Source organism: Secundilactobacillus collinoides DSM 20515 = JCM 1123, from assembly GCF_001435975.1.
GTDB lineage: Bacteria > Bacillota > Bacilli > Lactobacillales > Lactobacillaceae > Secundilactobacillus > Secundilactobacillus collinoides.
Map to the genome: position 1 here is coordinate 1 of NZ_AYYR01000004.1, position 16,839 is coordinate 16,839.

Consider the following 16,839-nt stretch of genomic DNA (forward strand, 5'->3'; position numbering starts at 1 on the left):
CTCCATGGCCTATTTGTATAATTTGAACTTGTTGCACTTAGATTTTAAATCCGGGCACCTTTTTTATCTATCAAAATACAGATTTATAGGAGATCATACATATGAAGTTTACAGTTGTTGGCGCAGGCGCCATGGGTTTACGTTACGGGTTGTTGTTACAGGATGCCGGAAACGAAGTCGACTTTATTGATGGTTGGGAGAAAAACGTTGAGAAAATGCATGAACAAGGCGGCGTTTACGTCTCACGTGACCACGAAGACAAGCATTTAGTCCCCCTGAAGGTCTCTTACCCAGAGGATTACACAGGTAATCCAGACTGTTTCATCTTCTTCTTAAAACAGATGCAGTTGTCAGATATGTTGAAACGGTGTGCCCGCTTCTTCAAGCCAAACCAATACGCGTTTACCTGCATGAACGGAATGGGGCACGTTGAAAAGTTGCTGCAGTACTTCAAACCAGAAAAGGTCATCGCTGGGACTGCCTTGGTCGCAACCGTGTTGAACGGCGCCGGCGACGTTGACTTTATCGGCAAGCGCGGTGCTGGTTCAATGAAGCTCGCAAACTACACCGAAAAGCCAGATGAATTCACCCACAAACTCGTTGAACAACTCGAAAAAGCCCAGTTCAACCCAGAGCTGACCACGAACTTCCGCGGTACTTTGATGGCAAAAGTCGTCTTCAATTCCGTTGTTAACACCCTTTGCACCATGTTTGAAATGACCATGGGCGAATATGCCAACTACGAAGGTGCTGATGAGATGAGCCGCCAGTTGATCGATGAGGCCTACGACGTTTGCGAACGTGATGGTGTCCAAATGGTTACCACGCGGCAGGAAGAATTGGACAGCGTTAACTACGTTAGCAAGGTTGCTAACCCATTACACTACCCTTCTATGTATCAAGATATGCACAACTACCGGCCAACTGAAGTCGACTACATCAACGGCTACCTGGTCAAGTTAGGCTTAAAGCACGGCTACAATGCTAAGACCCACGCATTCTTGACCCATGAAGTGCACTTAGCAGAACGCGGCAAGCAACGCGAATTAAAGAAGTTGCAGTCAGCCAAGGAAGCTGCCGTCGCTGAAGCCTAATTTTTAAAGTACTACCCAGGTCGTCTGCGACCGTAACCAGGGTCGGAATGGTTAACACCACCGATTCGCCTAGCTTCGGTTAGGCTGGCACAGTTACGGCGGCAGTCGACCTGTTTCATGGCAGCGGTGCGCCGCATCGTTTCGCATTAACGGGTCAACCAGCCAGGTCATCAGGGCCATCCGCCCAACTCGATGATGACCGAAACGCTGTTGCAACCACCTCTCGGACACCCGTACCAAACGCTACATATGGTTCTGAGACCGTGACCCGCGCGTCCGAACCCGATTGCGACCCGCTACCATGTTGCCAGCTTTCAGAAGTTTTGGTGCCACTGATTGTCAAGCCGTTGCCACTCCGCGGTTTTACCCAACCACCGACCCGCCAAAATTTCAACCAAGCTCGCACTTGCATGGGCAGCGTTTTCTCGGCTATAATAGCGATATTATTAACACGAGGAGCGTAACCATGATCAAACAAATTAACCACGATGAGGGTTTCCTGAAACGTAAAGCCGTCAAAGCCACGCGCCAGGATGCTGAAGTAGTCGCCGACCTGATGGACACGTTACGGGCCAATCAGGAGCGGTGCGTCGGCATGGCCGCCAACATGATTGGCGTCAACAAGCGCATCATCGCCGTTCAAATGGGCATCCTATCAGTGCCCATGATCAACCCAGAGATTACGAAAAAGTCCGACCCTTACACTGCTAAGGAAGGCTGTTTATCTCTTGTCGGTCAGCGGTCAGCCAAACGTTACGGGACGATCGAAGTGACATTTCTGGACCAAAAATTCCAGAAACACACCCAGACCTTCAGCGATTTTATCGCACAAACGATTCAACACGAAATTGACCACTGCAACGGCATTATCATTTAGTTTCAAACCGCTTGATCTACTATAAATACCGCTTGATTTAAGAACCACCCCACCACTGTCGAGGTTGCTGACAGGACTGGGGTGGTTTTTGTGGATTATTTGTTGGTGTGTCTGGTGCTTGCAGCTCGCTGCGAATTAACTTGGTCCGGATGTTAACCACCGAAATACCGTCAATATCAGGCTCTAGAGAACCCGCTTCCAACTGCTTGCTAATCGATTTTGAACACAGTGGCGCTTATTTTCAAATATTTAAGAATAAATCATAGGTTATTTTAAGGTACGTTATGTAAAATGTGGCTTGTTGTTCTTGAAACCTGTGCCAATCCTTGTTTTGTAAAGGATTACAACAATTATTAGCCTAAGCACCGACATTAAAATACTTAACAAACACTTGTCTCATTTCGAGAATCGCGTATAATTAGCACCCTACTCTTTTTTATGGTAAGCAAGGCTAAACTAACCACGCGTTGAGATGCCTTAATTTTAGAGCAATCAACAAGTAAATAAAGGTGACTTTTCAATAAACCGACTCTAGCCAATTTTTGATGTGTAACGCGTGTTAAAGATTAGCGGAAATTACCTGGCATGCAAAAATTTGGCCCGGAACCGCGAGCAATCAAGGTGACGAACCACATCTCAAAGCGCCGGCAACCCACAAAACGATTGCGAAAGTTTGAATTAATTTTTAAGTCTCATTTAAGAAGCCTTAAATAATTAATAAGGAATTTATGATTCGCTGAATACTGTCTTATTTTTGTCACATAACTGTCATTTTTCTATATAATATTCCAGTAACTTGAAGGAGGACCCCATGAATAAACAATTACCACCACGCCATAGACAGCGCCGTCACCTATTTTCTCGAATCAGGACCATTGTCCTGTCAGCAATCATCGTGTTGCTTTTAGGTGCCGGGGCTAGTGCTGCTTACGTCTACTACACTGCGAAAGGCAGCCTATCGGGCTCCTACTCGGCTGTAAAGAATAGTAACAAAACAGCCATCACTGCTAACAAGCCGATCAGCGTCCTCCTCATGGGAACCGATACTGGCGCGTATGGCCGGACTTATAAGGGCCGAACCGATACGATGATTGTCGTTACCATTAATCCAAAAACTAAGAAGACCACCATGGTCAGCATTCCGCGGGATACCGTAGCGAAGATCTATTCCGCTTCAGGAAAATCTGAAGGGGTTCAAAAGATCAACGCAGCGTACACCCTTGCCGGTGCTGGCGGGGCCATCAAGACCGTTGAAAAATTAACAAACGTTCCAATCAACTACTACGTCACCATGAACATGGGCGGCTTAAAGAAGATCGTCAACGCCATTGGCGGAATCACCGTCAAAGCCACCTTCTCATGGACCGATTCCGCAACTCATAGTTCCTTTACTAAAGGTACCCACCACGTCAATGGGACAAAGGCATTAGCCTTCGCTCGAATGCGTGATGAAGATCCTCAGGGTGACTACGGTCGACAAAAGCGGCAACAACAGGTCATCACGGCAATCATTAAAAAGGTCATGAATACCAAATCCGTTTCGACCTACCATAAACTCTTGTCGCTGGTCTCAAGCAATATGAAGACCGACCTCTCCTTTGATAACATGCTTGAACTTGCCAAGGATGATCGCCAAGCTGGGCAAACAGTGAAGAAGACCACCCTGCAAGGTACCGGCGTTTACATCGAAGAATCCTCTTACCAAGTGCCAACTACAAAAGAGTTGAACCGCGTTTCGAAGATGTTACGTAAATCGTTAGGACTCTCCGCAAAGACGGTCAGCAATTACAATACTAAAGAAAACAAACTAAACGTTGCGGCTGGGTTTGACTTCTCGGATGGGAACAACCCGACTTACACCCTCTATGATTCGTCTGGTTCCACGACAACGGACGGTACGACCACTACGGCTGCCGGAAGCTCAACGACTGGAACAACTGGAACGACCGGTGATACGACCGGCGGCACCACCGGCGGCACCACGACCACTGGCGGATACGGTGGCGGTGGTACGCAAGGCGGTTACTAAAATAACTAAAAAACTGACTCAGCACATCACGTGCGGGTCAGTTTTTTTGTCTGCTCAAACTGTGACGACACCGGTCAAGCATCCGTTTAAAGTAGACGTTGTTTCTAAATATAATCAGAAAGCCAATGACGAGAACCGCGAGAATGCCAGTTGCGCCGGCTGCATTTTGCAGCCACATGGTTTTCACCGGAAAATAGTGCAGATTTAAGCTGTACAGCCCCGAAGCCAGCAGGAAGAGGCCCAGAAACGGCAGGTTAAACCGCGCGTATTTACCAAGTGTCATGCCTGGAATAACGTGGTTGAAGATTGTCCAAGGTTCGTACCACAATACGATGAGAATCGTCGATAAAATCGTGCCCAGGAGCACCCCGGCAATTCCCCATTTGAATACCACCAAAAAGAGCAGTGACAAGCCCAAATTGACAATGGCCTCAACAACCGCCTTCCACCGCTGAACCCACTGCAGGCCAAACGAATCGGCGAACATCCACGACGGCACCCGAATCAGATTCAGCCAGAGGTTCGTCGCCACTAGCCAGGTCAAGAGCGGTGCAAACACGTTGCTGGCCCCGACCCATAGTAAGACAAAGGGTGAGATCCAGCCGTAAAACGCACAAAAAATAACTCCCGCCAATGTATAGATAATAAAGCTCAGTTCCAGAAAAATTGCCTTGAGATGCTGGCGGTCGCTTGTGACACCGAGCTGGCCGATACTTGGCGTCACAGCTGTCGATACTGTTTGCATGAGGTTGGTCAGGGCGGTGGTCAACACCGTATAATTCGAATACATACCGACCGTCACCAGGTTGGTGAACATCGCCAACAATATATTGTCCGAACTCACCACAACGATACCGCCGATTTTATTTGAGACCCCGCCGATACCGTTTTGCCACAGTGTCCGTTTTTGCTGATTATCGATGACGTAATGTGCCTCCCGAAAGACCCGTGTATACCGGCGTTTTGCAATCCCGGTGATAATCAAATTGGTCAGCACCGTGCCGGCCACTTGAATGACCATGTACCCCACCGGGTCATGGGTGATCACGATAAAAACAATCTGGGCTGCATCAACCAGCATCAGGATGCCCGATGACACGCCGTTAACGATGTAACTATTCTGATCTGCAATCAGCAGTGACCGCTTATAAGCATTAAGATACCCAACGACCGCGTTGATCACATACAGCACGAAAATCACATACGTGCCCTTCAGGCTGACGCGCCCGCCAAGAATCTGTGGAATAAACGGCAGGAGTACCACCCCGATCAGTGCAATCACCGCCGCGATGACCCGATAAATTTGACGATAGAGGTGCAGAACGCCGCGGATCGCAGGATAATCGTTTCCTCTCAAAGGCCGGTACAGAAGGTAAACAAACACCGTGTCCAATCCCAGATCCGCAATCGATATCAGCGACATCACGCTGGCGTACACGCTGTTCAGGCCGAGATATTCGCGGCCAATATCGTGCACAAAAAACACCCGCACAATCATTGATAGTAGTAATTGCAGCATGTAGGCGCCGGTGGAAAAGAACACATTTTTAACTGTTTTTTGCGACCTTGTCATTCTACACGTCCCTCCGCATTAAAATGGGCCGTAACCCGCCAATGGGAAAAGCCAGTGAATCGTTGTGAACGTCATGTGGAGGAAACTGATGTTATAGATGAGCCCCGCCCCGCAAACACCGCAGAGCAGCACAACGTTGAGCCACTTGACCGTTTGACTGGTACGGACATGGTCCGCCGTCATCACCGCAACACCTAAAAGTCCAATTATCGGCAGTACCGTCATATAGCGAATTGCAATGTTGACGACCAGCAGACTGACAATGATAAAGCCAAGGTACGTCAGCAAGAGTGTCCGTAACGTCCGCATAGTCGGCGTCGTCAGTGCGTCCCGCCGCCCAAGGCACATGAGTTGAAGCGCCCCTGCCAGCATAATGATGAGCCCCTCACCCAGATGCAACAAACGCTGCGGCGAGGTCACATAACTGAACGCACCCGTTTGATAGCTCGTAAACCGAGTCACCAACATGGCAATATAACTGTAGTGCGCCTGAAAAATGACAAAATAGCCAAGCAGCCCGATCAACGCAGCTGCCCAGATACCCTTAACCCAAACTTTGCCAGGTCTCATAAAAGTCGTCAGCAGTGTGGGCACCACGATAATCAAAGCGCCCGGGTGAATCAAAACGGGCACCAGCAGCCAGAGTTGCGCAAGCCAGAAGTGGCGACTCTTAGGTACTAAATAAATTTGAACAACAATGAGCAATGCCAAACTGCACGCCATGGTAAACCGCATACTGCTGACCAGTTCAAGGAAGCTGATCCAAAGCAGACTGGCAATGGTCGTTAACAGAGTAATTGTCGGCTGCAAGTGCATCACGGCCCCGAAACGCTGAACCGTATACATAATGGCCGCGTAGGTCACCCCAGCGACAACAAATGGCAGCACGTCATTTTGAAAATGGCGCGCCGTCACGTACATCATTGCCGTAAAGAGTGGGTAATTCAGGTAATCCTGCGCCCACAACCGCAACCAATGATACAGGTTACCAAGCGGCACCGTCTGCATACTGGCAACAACGGCAAACAGCCGCGTTGCATCATCCGTAGACAGCGGCATGTACGACAGCGCCGGTAGTGCAAGCGAAAAACCGCCAATCAGGGACAGACTGATAGCCGGCCGTTGAATCAGCCAAAACAGCCAAAAAACAACGATCAGCGACAACACGGGTGAGATCAAGTAACAGGCCACCGCAAACAAAATGGCCGTCCAAGTCTGAATTGTGGTCATCATACGCGTCTCATCCATTGTCTGTCTCCTTTCGAGCAATCCACCGACTGTTCCAATAATAAAATAGGGTCTTCATTTTAAGGTAACGCGTGGGAAACGTCCGCCCTTTATCAAGCAGGTCGAACCGCTTATACTCGGTTAAAATTTGACGTGCCACCCGACCGGATCTCAAGCTGCGCCGATTAACCGATGCCAGCCACAAGACACTGATCAGACTGCGCCGCCAATTTGCTGACAAGCGTTTGCCGTCCGTGGCCATTTGTGTCAGAGACTGCTGCACCAGTTCCAGGCCGGTCAATTTATCTGTAACCGACTGTACAGTATACGCGTGCGTGATGCTTTCAGGGCGCTGCACATACGCGTATAAAACCTGGTTGATGTAAATGGTATCCAGCTGGTGACGTGCCATTAGTTCAAAAACAAACGGCATGTCTTCATACTGCATGTCCCGGAAGGCCAAGTTCGAGATCAGCGCATGCCGAATGATTTTGGTTGGCAAGTAACCCGCAACTGGTTCATCATCCCGCGTTAAGATGGCGTCCACCAGTTCGTCGTTTGTCAGGGCGTCAATCGCATGCCCAGCTCGATGGAGCACATGGGTGGATAACTGGGTACCGTCCTCGGCAACCTTCGCGTAACCAAAGCAGAGCATGTCTGGTTTAAAACGCGTCAAAGCTGCCATCAGTGACGATGCAGCGTCCGGTAACAAGTAGTCGTCTCCGTCCATGAAGGTGATGTAGGCCGCCGTGGCTAACTGATTGCCAAAATTTCGAGCCGATGAAAGGCCGCCATTTGATTTGTGGTAATTCGTCAGGTTGGTGTACTTGGCGCTCAACTGATCGGCAATTTGCTGGGTTCCATCCGTTGAACCGTCATTGATGATGAGAATCTCAACGGCATCATTATTCAGACAGACGCCTAAACTGTCCACCGCCCGCGAAAGAGCGCCAGCAATGTTATAAGCCGCGATGACAATCGTAAGTTGCTTATTTTTCATAGGCACACTTCTCCGGAAAGCGGGCGTTTAAAAAGCGGGCCACTTTGTCTACTACCTGATCGGCGTAGTGTCCATCGTCATTGATGACGATCACTTTCGTGCGGCGAGGCAGGCTTGGCGGACTGGTTTTAAAATCTGCGAGTGTTAAAAACGTCCCGTTGAGATACCCGGGCGTAAAATCCCCCGCCAGGTTGCGAAGGTATCGGACCGTCCATTCATTGATGTCTTCCAGACTACGAAACCGGTGATTCCAAGTCAGGCGAAACGCTTCAGGAACCAGCTGATACGCACGGTCAAAATCGGTTTTGCGATACGGCAACAGGAGATGCTGGTTCTGAAACCCGATAAACCCGCCATACGGCAAGGACAACACGGTGCGCCCCATTTGCCGACCGTAGCGCCAGTTAAAAAACTGCCGCCAGTGGTGCCGCATGACCTGGCGTTTAGAAAAAAGCCGGTTTGCTAACGCCACACCGTTTTGCGAAATGTGAAAAAAGCCGTCATCCTTTGGCACCGTCCCCGTTTCAATGAGGGCGTCAACAGGCAACCCGTTTTTAAAAAAGGCCGTGGGCGGCAACGGTTGCCAAACAATCATTTCGTCATTAAAGATAATGAACTGGTCGCTCAGAGCATGAATGTGGCCGATGCTGGTCAAAATAACGTTGGAATTAAACGTCGGCAGCCGCCCGGTAATGAACTCAGTGTGATCCACCACCGCCACCCGATCCGTATTCAACCAAGCTGGAACTTGGTGGTCGGTGAGTAAAAACACCCGGTTCACCCATGGCAGATAGCGCGCAATGGACCGCAGAACATACTGCAGTGTTCCGTACTCGAGATAGCGATTATCGGCGCTCAGATCACCCACCATGCTGGCCTCACGCATGTAACGCGTTTTCTTCGCCAGCCAAACAGGGTCCTGGTCATCTACCCAGGGAATGACAACATCAATTTTACTTGCTGCGTTCATCGGGACATCACCTCTTCGAAAAGTTGGTCGTACTGTGCCATGATGATTGGAATGGTTTCAATTGTCGCGACCGATTCCTGCGATCGCGTCTGATCACCCGTCACGATCTGCTGGTGGATCCGGTCAGCCAAATCAGCCGCCGAAATAGTTGCCGGCAGCACGGCCGCGCTGTCGTGCAGCACCTCGCGCACACCAATGTTCGCGGTGGCAAGCACCGGTGTGTGCACGACCAGTGCTTCAATGATTGCAGTCGGATAACTTTCAACTTGGGATGTTGACACAAAGAGGTCGCTGGCTTTAACAAACGGGATCGGATTACGCTGGAAGCCAACGAAAAAAATATTATCCGCGCCGTCAGCCGCTGCGTGCAACGCGCCCAATTCTGGTCCATCGCCAACAACGGTTAACGTCAAATTCTGGTCGTTGAGCTGTCGCACCGCTTGAATCAACAAATCGATCCGTTTGACCGGGTCCAGCCGCCCCACCGTCACGATACGGTACGAGTCAGTCGTGTCATAGTGCCAGTTCAGCACCGCGGTATCGTGACGGTCGGCTTGTGCGCGGATGTGCTGCAGGTCAATTGGGTTATGAATAACCCGTTCATGCGCTGTGTTGGAGACAGCGAACTTGTCATTGAAATGGTGCAAACTGCCCTGCGATACAAAGACGATCTCGTTAAACTGACGATAGATACGCTGTTGCTGGTAGTGGCGAAAATAACGATCAGCCCAGTCATTTTGCTGCACATCGGTGTGTACCCAAGCAATCTTCGGACCGCGAAACAGCGCCGCTAATTCGGTGGACAGGCCCTCCATGAACCCGACCGTTAGCGCGTATGAACGGCGAAAGACCGGGTGCACCAGTTTGAGCAAACCGGGCCAGTACTTCAGAATTCTAAAGAACACGGCTCGTTTCATCTGGGACAGCAAATGGTGGTCATCTCGCGGAACCAATCCGTACACAGCCACATCATCAGGCACCTGTTGCAACAATTCGCCCTCCCGCGTGTGCAGCACCAGCGTAACTTGGTATTTATCGCGGTCGAAATGTTGCAGATAAGTCAGCAATGATTTTTCAGCACCGCCGAATTTAAGGTTCTGCATCACGAACACAAGTTGTTTGCGCATGATTCTAACCTCCCCCTATTTCTGCAGCGGCACACCGTCGCGTTCAGCACTCTTAATGCCCCGCCTAGCGGAAATTGCTGCCCATAAATAAGGCGTGTAAGCGGCCATTGCTTGTTTGAGCCGACCATAGGCACCGCGATTTGCCGCACCCCACGAATTATCGAACAAATGCTCAGCATAATTTGCTTCAGACCGGCGGCTAGGGTACGAAAAGTAATCCTTACTGAAGATCTGAATGTCATTTTTCAGCGTTTGCGTTTGACCATTAGTTCTAAATTCTGGAAAGACCTGCATAAAAATTTTAGTGACAATTGGGTTACTCGTCATCGCGTTCAAGTCGGCATGAATATCCGGGTAGCGTTCACCTGCGTACACGTCCAGAATCGTTTGTAAGATCGGCATGTTGGGGCGTGACGCAATAAATCCATCCGCTAAACTGTTGTCGTACAAGAATCCCCAGACCATGTTGTGGTTCAGAAGCGGTGCCAAATTCCTTTTAAGTACCATGTCAGTATCCAGGTAGACCCCGCCGCAGCGATTCAAAACGTCGTACCGTAATTCATCTGCCACGTAGCCGTATCGGTCCTGTTGGTACATTTGTGCGGAAAAACTGAACCGATTAAGGTCATAATTCTCCTCGTTCCAAAGGTAAAAATGCCAATCTGGCAGCATCCGTCGCCACTCATCGATTCGATTCTGAATCCGAGTGGGAATCGGCGAACCGAACCACGCGAAATGAATACGTTTCGGAATCATGAAGCGCCCCTCCTTCGAGAAATAACATTGCGGGCGTAATTGACCAGCAATCCAATAGCTCGCGCGCGGCTGACGTTGTGACGCCGAAAGATTTGGTACGTCCAGCCTACCGTCTTGAATTTATTGTTCGACACAGAATCCGACTTTTTCATGTACGATGCTAAAACAGCATTGATGAGCACACCCTGATGCCCATCCGCCGCGAGTTCCAGCCAGAGGTCATAGTCTTCGTGCGGCACATTTGAAAACCGGTGTTTATCCAATAGCTTTCGGCTCAAGACCACCGTCAGCAGCCCCACAGGGTTCCCGTTAGTAATCATTTCCTCGAAACCATAGATTCCTGGAGTTCTGTACCGGGTACTCAGGACGTGGTAATGCGGATCGATAACAGTGTAATTTGCAAAGACCCACTCCGCGCCCTGCTGGGTGATGACATCAGCTTGAACCTGTAATTTGTCAGGTGTCCAAAGGTCGTCACCGTCCAGAAATGAAATATACTGACCGTGACTCGCCGTGATGCCCTGATTACGCGTGAACGAAACCCCGCGGTTGTTGTGGTTCACAATCAACTGCACGCTGTCCTGGGCATCGTGCTGGAGCATCGCGTTCATGCGGGCAACGGTATCATCGTTGGAATGATCATCAATAATAATGACTTCGAAGTCACGGAATGTCTGGTGAAAGACAGAATCAAGCGTTCTTTCAATCGTCGCCGAAGCGTTATACGTGGTAACGATTACGGTGAAAAAAGGCGTCACACGTGTCATGTCATTGCCTCACCCCTTCATTTTTCGGTGGTCGTTTTGCCCATCGTTGGACTGGTCAGTTGTCAGTGACCGCCAGTAATCAAGCAGGCCATCAGCAATACTATAATTCGCACGGTACCCCAATTTTGTCAGTGCGGTAATGTCCGCGAATGACTTTTGAATGTCGCCCAATCGCGGCATTGTTCTCGTGACCCGCAATTTGTGGCCACCGATTGTTTCAAAATGCGAAATAATGGTGTTGAGTGATACCCCGTGACCGGTACCAACGTTATACACGCGACCGGTGGTTTCGGGCAGGCGCATCAGAAGAATCAACGCCTGAACGACGTCCTTCACGTAAACGAAATCCCGAGTCTGTTCACCGTCACCAAAAAGCGTAAACGGTGTGTCGAACTTGGCGCTATCACTGAGTAAGGAGAGCACCCCTGAATACGGTGAACTGGGGTTTTGTTTCGACCCGTACACGTTAAAGAATCGGGTCGCCACCGTTGGAATATCAAACAAGCGACCATAATCGATCGTAAAACGCTCCGTTGCAAACTTGTCAATGGCGTACGGACTCAGCGGGTCGATCGGCGATGTTTCGGCCTTGGGCAATTCCGGTTGGTTCCCGTAAACGGCTGCTGAGGACGCGAAAAGAAGCTTTTGCACAGAGAGACGTTCCGTCTTGATTGTTTCCAAAATGTTGAGGTTAGCGACTTCGTTAATTTCATGGGTCGCAATGGGGCGTTGTATGGTATCGGCAACGCTGGCGACAGCTGCCAGAAGATAAATGTAGTCGAAACACCACGCCTTCAGCAGTTGCTGCATGAACGCGGCGTCCGTGATACTGTGTTTGAAAAAATGGAGATGCGGCGACCTAGGCAGATTATTAAGGCTGCCCATCGATAAATCATCCACGACCACGATCTCATTCGTACCTATCAGCGCATCAACCAGATTGGATCCGACAAACCCGGCACCGCCAGTAATCAGAATTTTACTTTTTTGAATCATCGCCACTTACCGGGCCCCCTTTCCAGTGAGCACCGTCTTAATCGTGTCCACAAAAATTTCAGCGTCCAACCGAAAACTCACGTGCTCGATGTAATGCATATCCAACGCGGCTTTCTGGCCGGGATCTAAATCGTAACCGCCGTGCACCTGAGCGTATCCGCTCAAACCAGGCTTGATTCGCAGCCGTTGTTCGAAGCCCGGATAGACCCGCGAAAATTCAGCGGTGAATTCAGGCCGTTCTGGCCGTGGCCCAATAAGACTCATTTGGCCGCGGAGTACGTTTAACAACTGAGGCAGTTCATCGATTCGTGTTTTTCGGAGCACCCGGCCCACGGCAGTAATTCTTGAATCGCTCTCAGCTGCCCACTGTGCACCGTTCACCTCAGCATCAACTGTCATCGACCGTAATTTAACGACCATAAAACGTTGCCCCATTAGACCGACCCGTTCCTGACGATAAAAGCCGGGACCATGGGAATCTATTTTGACCACCACAAACGCCACGAAAATAATAAACACTGCTGGAATTGCCAACACCAGCGTTAGGCCAACATCCAGAACGGTTTTGACCGACAAGTATGGGGTGTGAACCGGCGCTTTAATTTTAGTAAGATAGTCTTCTTTTAAGGGTTGATTGACCGTGCCATTAGCTGCCATGAGACATGCCTCCAATAATCAAATTCTCCCCTTTTCGACTGATGGCCGTTTCCGCCTACCAAGAACGCGTACATCGCCGTGTTGCTGCGAAATGGTTACTATCATACCAATAGCCATTTCTGGAAAATTGTGGTCAAAATGTCAATCAAAAACACCACGTCAATACCCGAGTTATATTTATTTGCTAACAACGTGCCGCAAAGGTTGAACCTTTGTCTTCCTCAGCTCACGAATCACCGCGTAGCTAAGTCCAATCAGAAATCCGACCACAAGCCCGGCAAAGGTTATCCAGCCTAATTTCGGTGAGGTTTTAGTGTGATTAGGAATTGCTTTTGAAACGATGGTCAGTTCATTAACGTGCATTAATGCCTTCACACGTGCCTGAAAAACGGACGCAGTCACGTTTGCGATTGCTGCGGCTTCATCAGGTGATGTCCCCTCTGCATTTAAGAAAAATACCTGGGAATTTTGCTGATTTGAAATCGAAATGCTGTTCTGCAGCGTCTTCGTTGAGACGTCATAGGCCGTCTTGTCCGCGTATACAGCGGGCTCTGCGGCGGAAACTAATTCTCGTTTTTCGTGTTTCTTAACTTTAACGACCCGGTACACCGCTTTTTTTGCCGGTCGGACAAGCTGTCGCGTTTCACCTAAATTGTGTTTCACTTTCGATAAGATAGACCGATCTGAAAACAGATTTTTATAAGTACTGATCATTTGAACGTTTGCCTGCTGGTCCTGATAGGCCGTCCCAGCCGTTTCCGTCCCAGACGGTTGGTTCACTAAAATGCGCAGTGATGATGTGTACTTAGGCGGCATCGCAAACGCCGCGAAGTCAAACGCGATAATGGCTGCCCCCAACGTACATAAAAGAATGGCCCACCAATGTTTTCGCATGACGACAAACACCCGCCGCAAGTCAAAATTCTTTTCCATAGTTTCCCCCCGCTTAATCAACCGCTAATTGTTCCAATCATTTTTTTGTACAATCAGTGTTCTTAATCATTTTGTAATAATATTATCTAGTCATTTGTATGATAAATCAATTGATAAGTATGAACACTCTGGGATAAATGTCCTAAAAGCAGGCCGTTTCATGCGTATAGTGTCATAATTTTTCGCTATATTATATGAGATAACGTATTTTTGACACTATTTTCATTTTTAATGCTCTTTTTATTTACCATTGTTTTCTTATTTTTTTAGAATGTTTTTCGTGATTAAAACATTTCAAGGAGATTGTATTGGAAATTATTCTGATACATTGCATTTTTCTAATAGTTTTAAATTTGTTTCACTTATATCTACGCTGATTCAGATCTCATCTTGTTGACTAGCTTATCTAATTTCAAAGTAAAGTTGATTAATGGGCAAGAATCGCTTCTGCATAACCCACTGCGCCGTTGTACCCGTTTCAGCTACGACGCCAAAGAACACCACCATTTAAACAAAGAGAGACTAAAAGGGTCAGACTTGCCTTCTTTTGCCAGAGTACCTTTTGCAGCATCTCTTGCCCCCGAAATACGATTGCCTTCAGCACCTAAAAACGCGCTATTTTTACCAGAGTTGTTTGACAAATCGTATCAAGACAAACGAGGCAAAAGGCTTTTTTGACTTCAAAATATAAGGCACCCCCACCCAAAATCCGGATTTGGATTTTAGGTGAGGGTGCCTTATATGGCCGAAAGCAGCCGGCGTTAAATCAAGCTGTAAAACAAAGCTCTACTTGATATAAGTTGTCTTAAAGTTCCATTCTTCGCCAGCAGTGTTGTGAATGATGCCCTTAACTTTCGGATTCTGCAAGTATGAAGTGGTTTGCTGATACAGTGGTGTCATCCCTTGATCTTTAGTAAATAGCCGACTAGCCTTTACAAGGTCCTGCCACCGGGCTTCCTTATTATTCGCATCCTGGTTTTCGGACTTCTTGATCAGCGCATCGTAGGCTTTGTTGCTGTACTTACCGTAATTGTAAGATGTCCCAGTTTCAGGAATCTGCAGGAAAGTGATTGGATCTTTGAAGTCAGCGCCCCAACTTGAAACAGTCAGGTCAAATTCACCTTTTTGCCCGTACTCATTGGCAATTTGTGAGGGAACTTGTTTAATCTTCAACTTAAATCCAGGTAACACCTTCTGTAGTTGTGCCTGCAAATACTGAGTGACAGGACTTGTCGTTTGATCATCGCTGGCAGCGGTAACGGTTAGTGACAGTTTCTTTATTCCGAGCTGCTTTAGCCCTTTCTTCCAGTAATACTGAGCCAGTTTCTTATCATAAACGACCCGATTCTTGACCTTCTGTTCCTGACCAAAATCTTTGCCCGTCTTTGGATCAGAGGCTAGGCCACTGGTAACAAAACCAGTTGGTGTAGTTGATCCATCGCCCAGCACCTTTTTTGTCAATTGATTTCGATCAATCGCAAGCGAGATGGCAAGCCGAATATTGCGGTTATTAATCGCTGCACGCCGAGCACTATTTTGATCCTTAAAGTTATACTTCAGGTACGTAATGTACGCAAACGAGTACTGTTTAAAAGCCTTATTGTTTTTGTAGTTTTTAACTTGTTCGCTCGAAAGCGGCGTCAAATCGAGTTTCTTTTGCTGATAAAGATCCAACCCCGTTGTGTTGCTGGAAACAATTTGGTAGTTAATTTTCTTTAACTTGACCACTTTGTTATCCCAGTAGTCGTTATTTTTGACGAAGGACCACTTGTTGCCCGTCCCCGTCCAGTTCTTGACCTTAAATGGCCCCGAGTAGACGGTGTACTGCGACTTGGTCGCGTACTTCTTACCATACTTGTCCACAATTTTTTGACTCTGAGGAGCAAACAAAGAGTACGTCATCAAAACTTTAAAGTAGGCCACGGGCTTGTTCAAAGTGACGACAACGGTGTGTTTGCCCTCTGCTTTGATACCCAATGTGTCCGGATTTGCATTACCAGCATTGATCTTCGTGGCGTTCTTAATACTGCTGAATAGGTACGCATACTGTGACTTCGTTGCCGGTGTGACAGTTCGCCGCCAAGAATAAACGAAATCCTGTGCCGTAATTGCAGATCCGTTGCTCCACTTGGCATTCCGAAGTTTAAACGTCCAGGTTTTCCCATCTTTAGAAACCTTGCCAGATTTCGCAAGACCCGGTGTCACTTTCCCGTTTTTCCCCAAACGATAAAAACTTTCGTATACGTTCCCAGTCTGACTAAAATCAGTCGATTTAGAAATATCTAACGACCCAATCGGTGCCGACATACTCAAGTTCAGCACTTGTTTAGCACTTGAACTCGACTGTTTGCCGCAAGCGGCCAGCAATAATGCGGTTCCCGCTACCATAACCGCAGCGAGTAATTTTGTTTTCTTAACCATTTCCCATTTATCTCCTAAAAAACCAATTTATGACGCTAAACACCTCTCTGAAACGCCACACCTCCACCAACGAAAGCACGAAAAAAGTGCACCTGGACCCTTTCTGGCCCTGGTGCACTTTCGCGATTCACTTAGCCTGTCTGTCAAAAATCACAACACAAAGACAGCAACCTCATGAACGTTTGAGAAACCACAGTCAGTAAGCCTGTTATTTTGACACATACACATTAAACAGCAAGCATTAGACATGTGATTTCCTCCCGGCTTCGTTTTTGATAAATTAAGCATAGGCTTACGGTTACAATAAGTCAACATAATTATAAAAGCGTATACCGGTATTAGGTATTAAATTATGAGTATTGGTTTGACCGCTTTTTAGCATCACAGCGGTGTACCCTCATCTATTTTGATT

Annotated in this window: 15 protein-coding genes; 3 read left to right on the forward strand and 12 right to left on the reverse strand. The window is 48.2% G+C overall.

From position 1 onward, the window contains the following. Positions 1 to 101: 101 nt before the first annotated feature. Positions 102 to 1,094, forward strand: coding sequence for a ketopantoate reductase family protein (locus FC82_RS00555; protein ID WP_056995927.1), 993 nt, complete (start codon positions 102 to 104; stop codon positions 1,092 to 1,094). 154 nt (positions 1,095 to 1,248) lie between these two features. Here the strand turns inward: FC82_RS00555 and FC82_RS00560 are convergent, their stop codons facing one another. Then, positions 1,249 to 1,506: a hypothetical protein gene (locus FC82_RS00560; protein WP_056995928.1), complete on the reverse strand. Its 258-nt coding sequence runs from the start codon at positions 1,504 to 1,506 to the stop codon at positions 1,249 to 1,251. A gap of 54 nt (positions 1,507 to 1,560) precedes the next feature. Between FC82_RS00560 and FC82_RS00565 the strand changes: the two genes are divergently transcribed. Together FC82_RS00565 and FC82_RS00570 are read left to right on the forward strand one after the other, a co-directional pair. Further along, the gene (locus FC82_RS00565; RefSeq protein ID WP_054761535.1) at positions 1,561 to 1,971 is read left to right on the forward strand and encodes a peptide deformylase; all 411 of its coding nucleotides are present in this window, start codon (positions 1,561 to 1,563) and stop codon (positions 1,969 to 1,971) included. Positions 1,972 to 2,782: 811 nt separating this feature from the next. Then, positions 2,783 to 4,000: an LCP family protein gene (locus FC82_RS00570; protein ID WP_054761537.1), complete on the forward strand. Its 1,218-nt coding sequence runs from the start codon at positions 2,783 to 2,785 to the stop codon at positions 3,998 to 4,000. A 37-nt stretch (positions 4,001 to 4,037) separates the two neighbouring features. Here the strand turns inward: FC82_RS00570 and FC82_RS00575 are convergent, their stop codons facing one another. The 11 genes from FC82_RS00575 to FC82_RS00625 all read right to left on the reverse strand — a co-directional run bounded on the left by FC82_RS00575 (position 4,038) and on the right by FC82_RS00625 (position 16,427). After that, a complete protein-coding gene (locus FC82_RS00575) occupies positions 4,038 to 5,573 on the reverse strand; it encodes a lipopolysaccharide biosynthesis protein (protein WP_056995929.1) in 1,536 nt (511 codons plus the stop codon). Between the two features lie 18 nt (positions 5,574 to 5,591). Continuing rightward, positions 5,592 to 6,821, reverse strand: a complete 1,230-nt coding sequence (locus FC82_RS00580) for a hypothetical protein (protein ID WP_056995930.1) — start codon at positions 6,819 to 6,821, stop codon at positions 5,592 to 5,594. Then, positions 6,814 to 7,800 carry a glycosyltransferase family 2 protein gene (locus tag FC82_RS00585; protein ID WP_056995931.1) on the reverse strand — a complete coding sequence of 329 codons (987 nt, stop codon included), beginning with the start codon at positions 7,798 to 7,800 and terminating at the stop codon, positions 6,814 to 6,816. The genes FC82_RS00580 and FC82_RS00585 overlap by 8 nt, the downstream gene beginning before the upstream one ends. Then, the gene (locus FC82_RS00590; RefSeq protein WP_056995932.1) at positions 7,790 to 8,770 is read right to left on the reverse strand and encodes a stealth family protein; all 981 of its coding nucleotides are present in this window, start codon (positions 8,768 to 8,770) and stop codon (positions 7,790 to 7,792) included. Before FC82_RS00590 ends, FC82_RS00585 begins: the two co-directional genes overlap by 11 nt. Continuing rightward, positions 8,767 to 9,897, reverse strand: coding sequence for a glycosyltransferase (locus FC82_RS00595; RefSeq protein ID WP_054761553.1), 1,131 nt, complete (start codon positions 9,895 to 9,897; stop codon positions 8,767 to 8,769). The genes FC82_RS00590 and FC82_RS00595 overlap by 4 nt, the downstream gene beginning before the upstream one ends. A gap of 15 nt (positions 9,898 to 9,912) precedes the next feature. After that, a complete protein-coding gene (locus FC82_RS00600) occupies positions 9,913 to 10,653 on the reverse strand; it encodes a glycosyltransferase family 32 protein (RefSeq protein WP_054761555.1) in 741 nt (246 codons plus the stop codon). Next, entirely contained in the window at positions 10,650 to 11,420 is a 771-nt protein-coding gene (locus tag FC82_RS00605) for a glycosyltransferase family 2 protein (RefSeq protein ID WP_054761557.1), read from the reverse strand. Before FC82_RS00605 ends, FC82_RS00600 begins: the two co-directional genes overlap by 4 nt. Before the next feature lie 9 nt (positions 11,421 to 11,429). Then, positions 11,430 to 12,416, reverse strand: coding sequence for an NAD-dependent epimerase/dehydratase family protein (locus FC82_RS00610; RefSeq protein WP_056995942.1), 987 nt, complete (start codon positions 12,414 to 12,416; stop codon positions 11,430 to 11,432). Between the two features lie 6 nt (positions 12,417 to 12,422). After that, positions 12,423 to 13,073 carry a sugar transferase gene (locus FC82_RS00615; protein WP_054761558.1) on the reverse strand — a complete coding sequence of 217 codons (651 nt, stop codon included), beginning with the start codon at positions 13,071 to 13,073 and terminating at the stop codon, positions 12,423 to 12,425. 177 nt (positions 13,074 to 13,250) lie between these two features. Further along, positions 13,251 to 14,006 carry a YveK family protein gene (locus tag FC82_RS00620; RefSeq protein WP_054761559.1) on the reverse strand — a complete coding sequence of 252 codons (756 nt, stop codon included), beginning with the start codon at positions 14,004 to 14,006 and terminating at the stop codon, positions 13,251 to 13,253. A gap of 786 nt (positions 14,007 to 14,792) precedes the next feature. Next, the gene (locus tag FC82_RS00625; RefSeq protein ID WP_056995933.1) at positions 14,793 to 16,427 is read right to left on the reverse strand and encodes a peptide ABC transporter substrate-binding protein; all 1,635 of its coding nucleotides are present in this window, start codon (positions 16,425 to 16,427) and stop codon (positions 14,793 to 14,795) included. Between the last annotated feature and the right edge of the window lie 412 nt (positions 16,428 to 16,839).

Coding starts and splice junctions, on each gene's coding strand:
- FC82_RS00620 (WP_054761559.1), bottom strand. CDS start 14,006: ATGGAAAAGAATTTTGACTTGCGGCGGGTGTTTGTCGTCATGCGAAAA.
- FC82_RS00625 (WP_056995933.1), bottom strand. CDS start 16,427: ATGGTTAAGAAAACAAAATTACTCGCTGCGGTTATGGTAGCGGGAACC.
- FC82_RS00565 (WP_054761535.1), top strand. CDS start 1,561: ATGATCAAACAAATTAACCACGATGAGGGTTTCCTGAAACGTAAAGCC.
- FC82_RS00585 (WP_056995931.1), bottom strand. CDS start 7,800: ATGAAAAATAAGCAACTTACGATTGTCATCGCGGCTTATAACATTGCT.
- FC82_RS00590 (WP_056995932.1), bottom strand. CDS start 8,770: ATGAACGCAGCAAGTAAAATTGATGTTGTCATTCCCTGGGTAGATGAC.
- FC82_RS00580 (WP_056995930.1), bottom strand. CDS start 6,821: ATGGATGAGACGCGTATGATGACCACAATTCAGACTTGGACGGCCATT.
- FC82_RS00570 (WP_054761537.1), top strand. CDS start 2,783: ATGAATAAACAATTACCACCACGCCATAGACAGCGCCGTCACCTATTT.
- FC82_RS00595 (WP_054761553.1), bottom strand. CDS start 9,897: ATGCGCAAACAACTTGTGTTCGTGATGCAGAACCTTAAATTCGGCGGT.
- FC82_RS00555 (WP_056995927.1), top strand. CDS start 102: ATGAAGTTTACAGTTGTTGGCGCAGGCGCCATGGGTTTACGTTACGGG.
- FC82_RS00615 (WP_054761558.1), bottom strand. CDS start 13,073: ATGGCAGCTAATGGCACGGTCAATCAACCCTTAAAAGAAGACTATCTT.
- FC82_RS00610 (WP_056995942.1), bottom strand. CDS start 12,416: ATGATTCAAAAAAGTAAAATTCTGATTACTGGCGGTGCCGGGTTTGTC.
- FC82_RS00560 (WP_056995928.1), bottom strand. CDS start 1,506: ATGCAAGTGCGAGCTTGGTTGAAATTTTGGCGGGTCGGTGGTTGGGTA.
- FC82_RS00605 (WP_054761557.1), bottom strand. CDS start 11,420: ATGACACGTGTGACGCCTTTTTTCACCGTAATCGTTACCACGTATAAC.
- FC82_RS00600 (WP_054761555.1), bottom strand. CDS start 10,653: ATGATTCCGAAACGTATTCATTTCGCGTGGTTCGGTTCGCCGATTCCC.
- FC82_RS00575 (WP_056995929.1), bottom strand. CDS start 5,573: ATGACAAGGTCGCAAAAAACAGTTAAAAATGTGTTCTTTTCCACCGGC.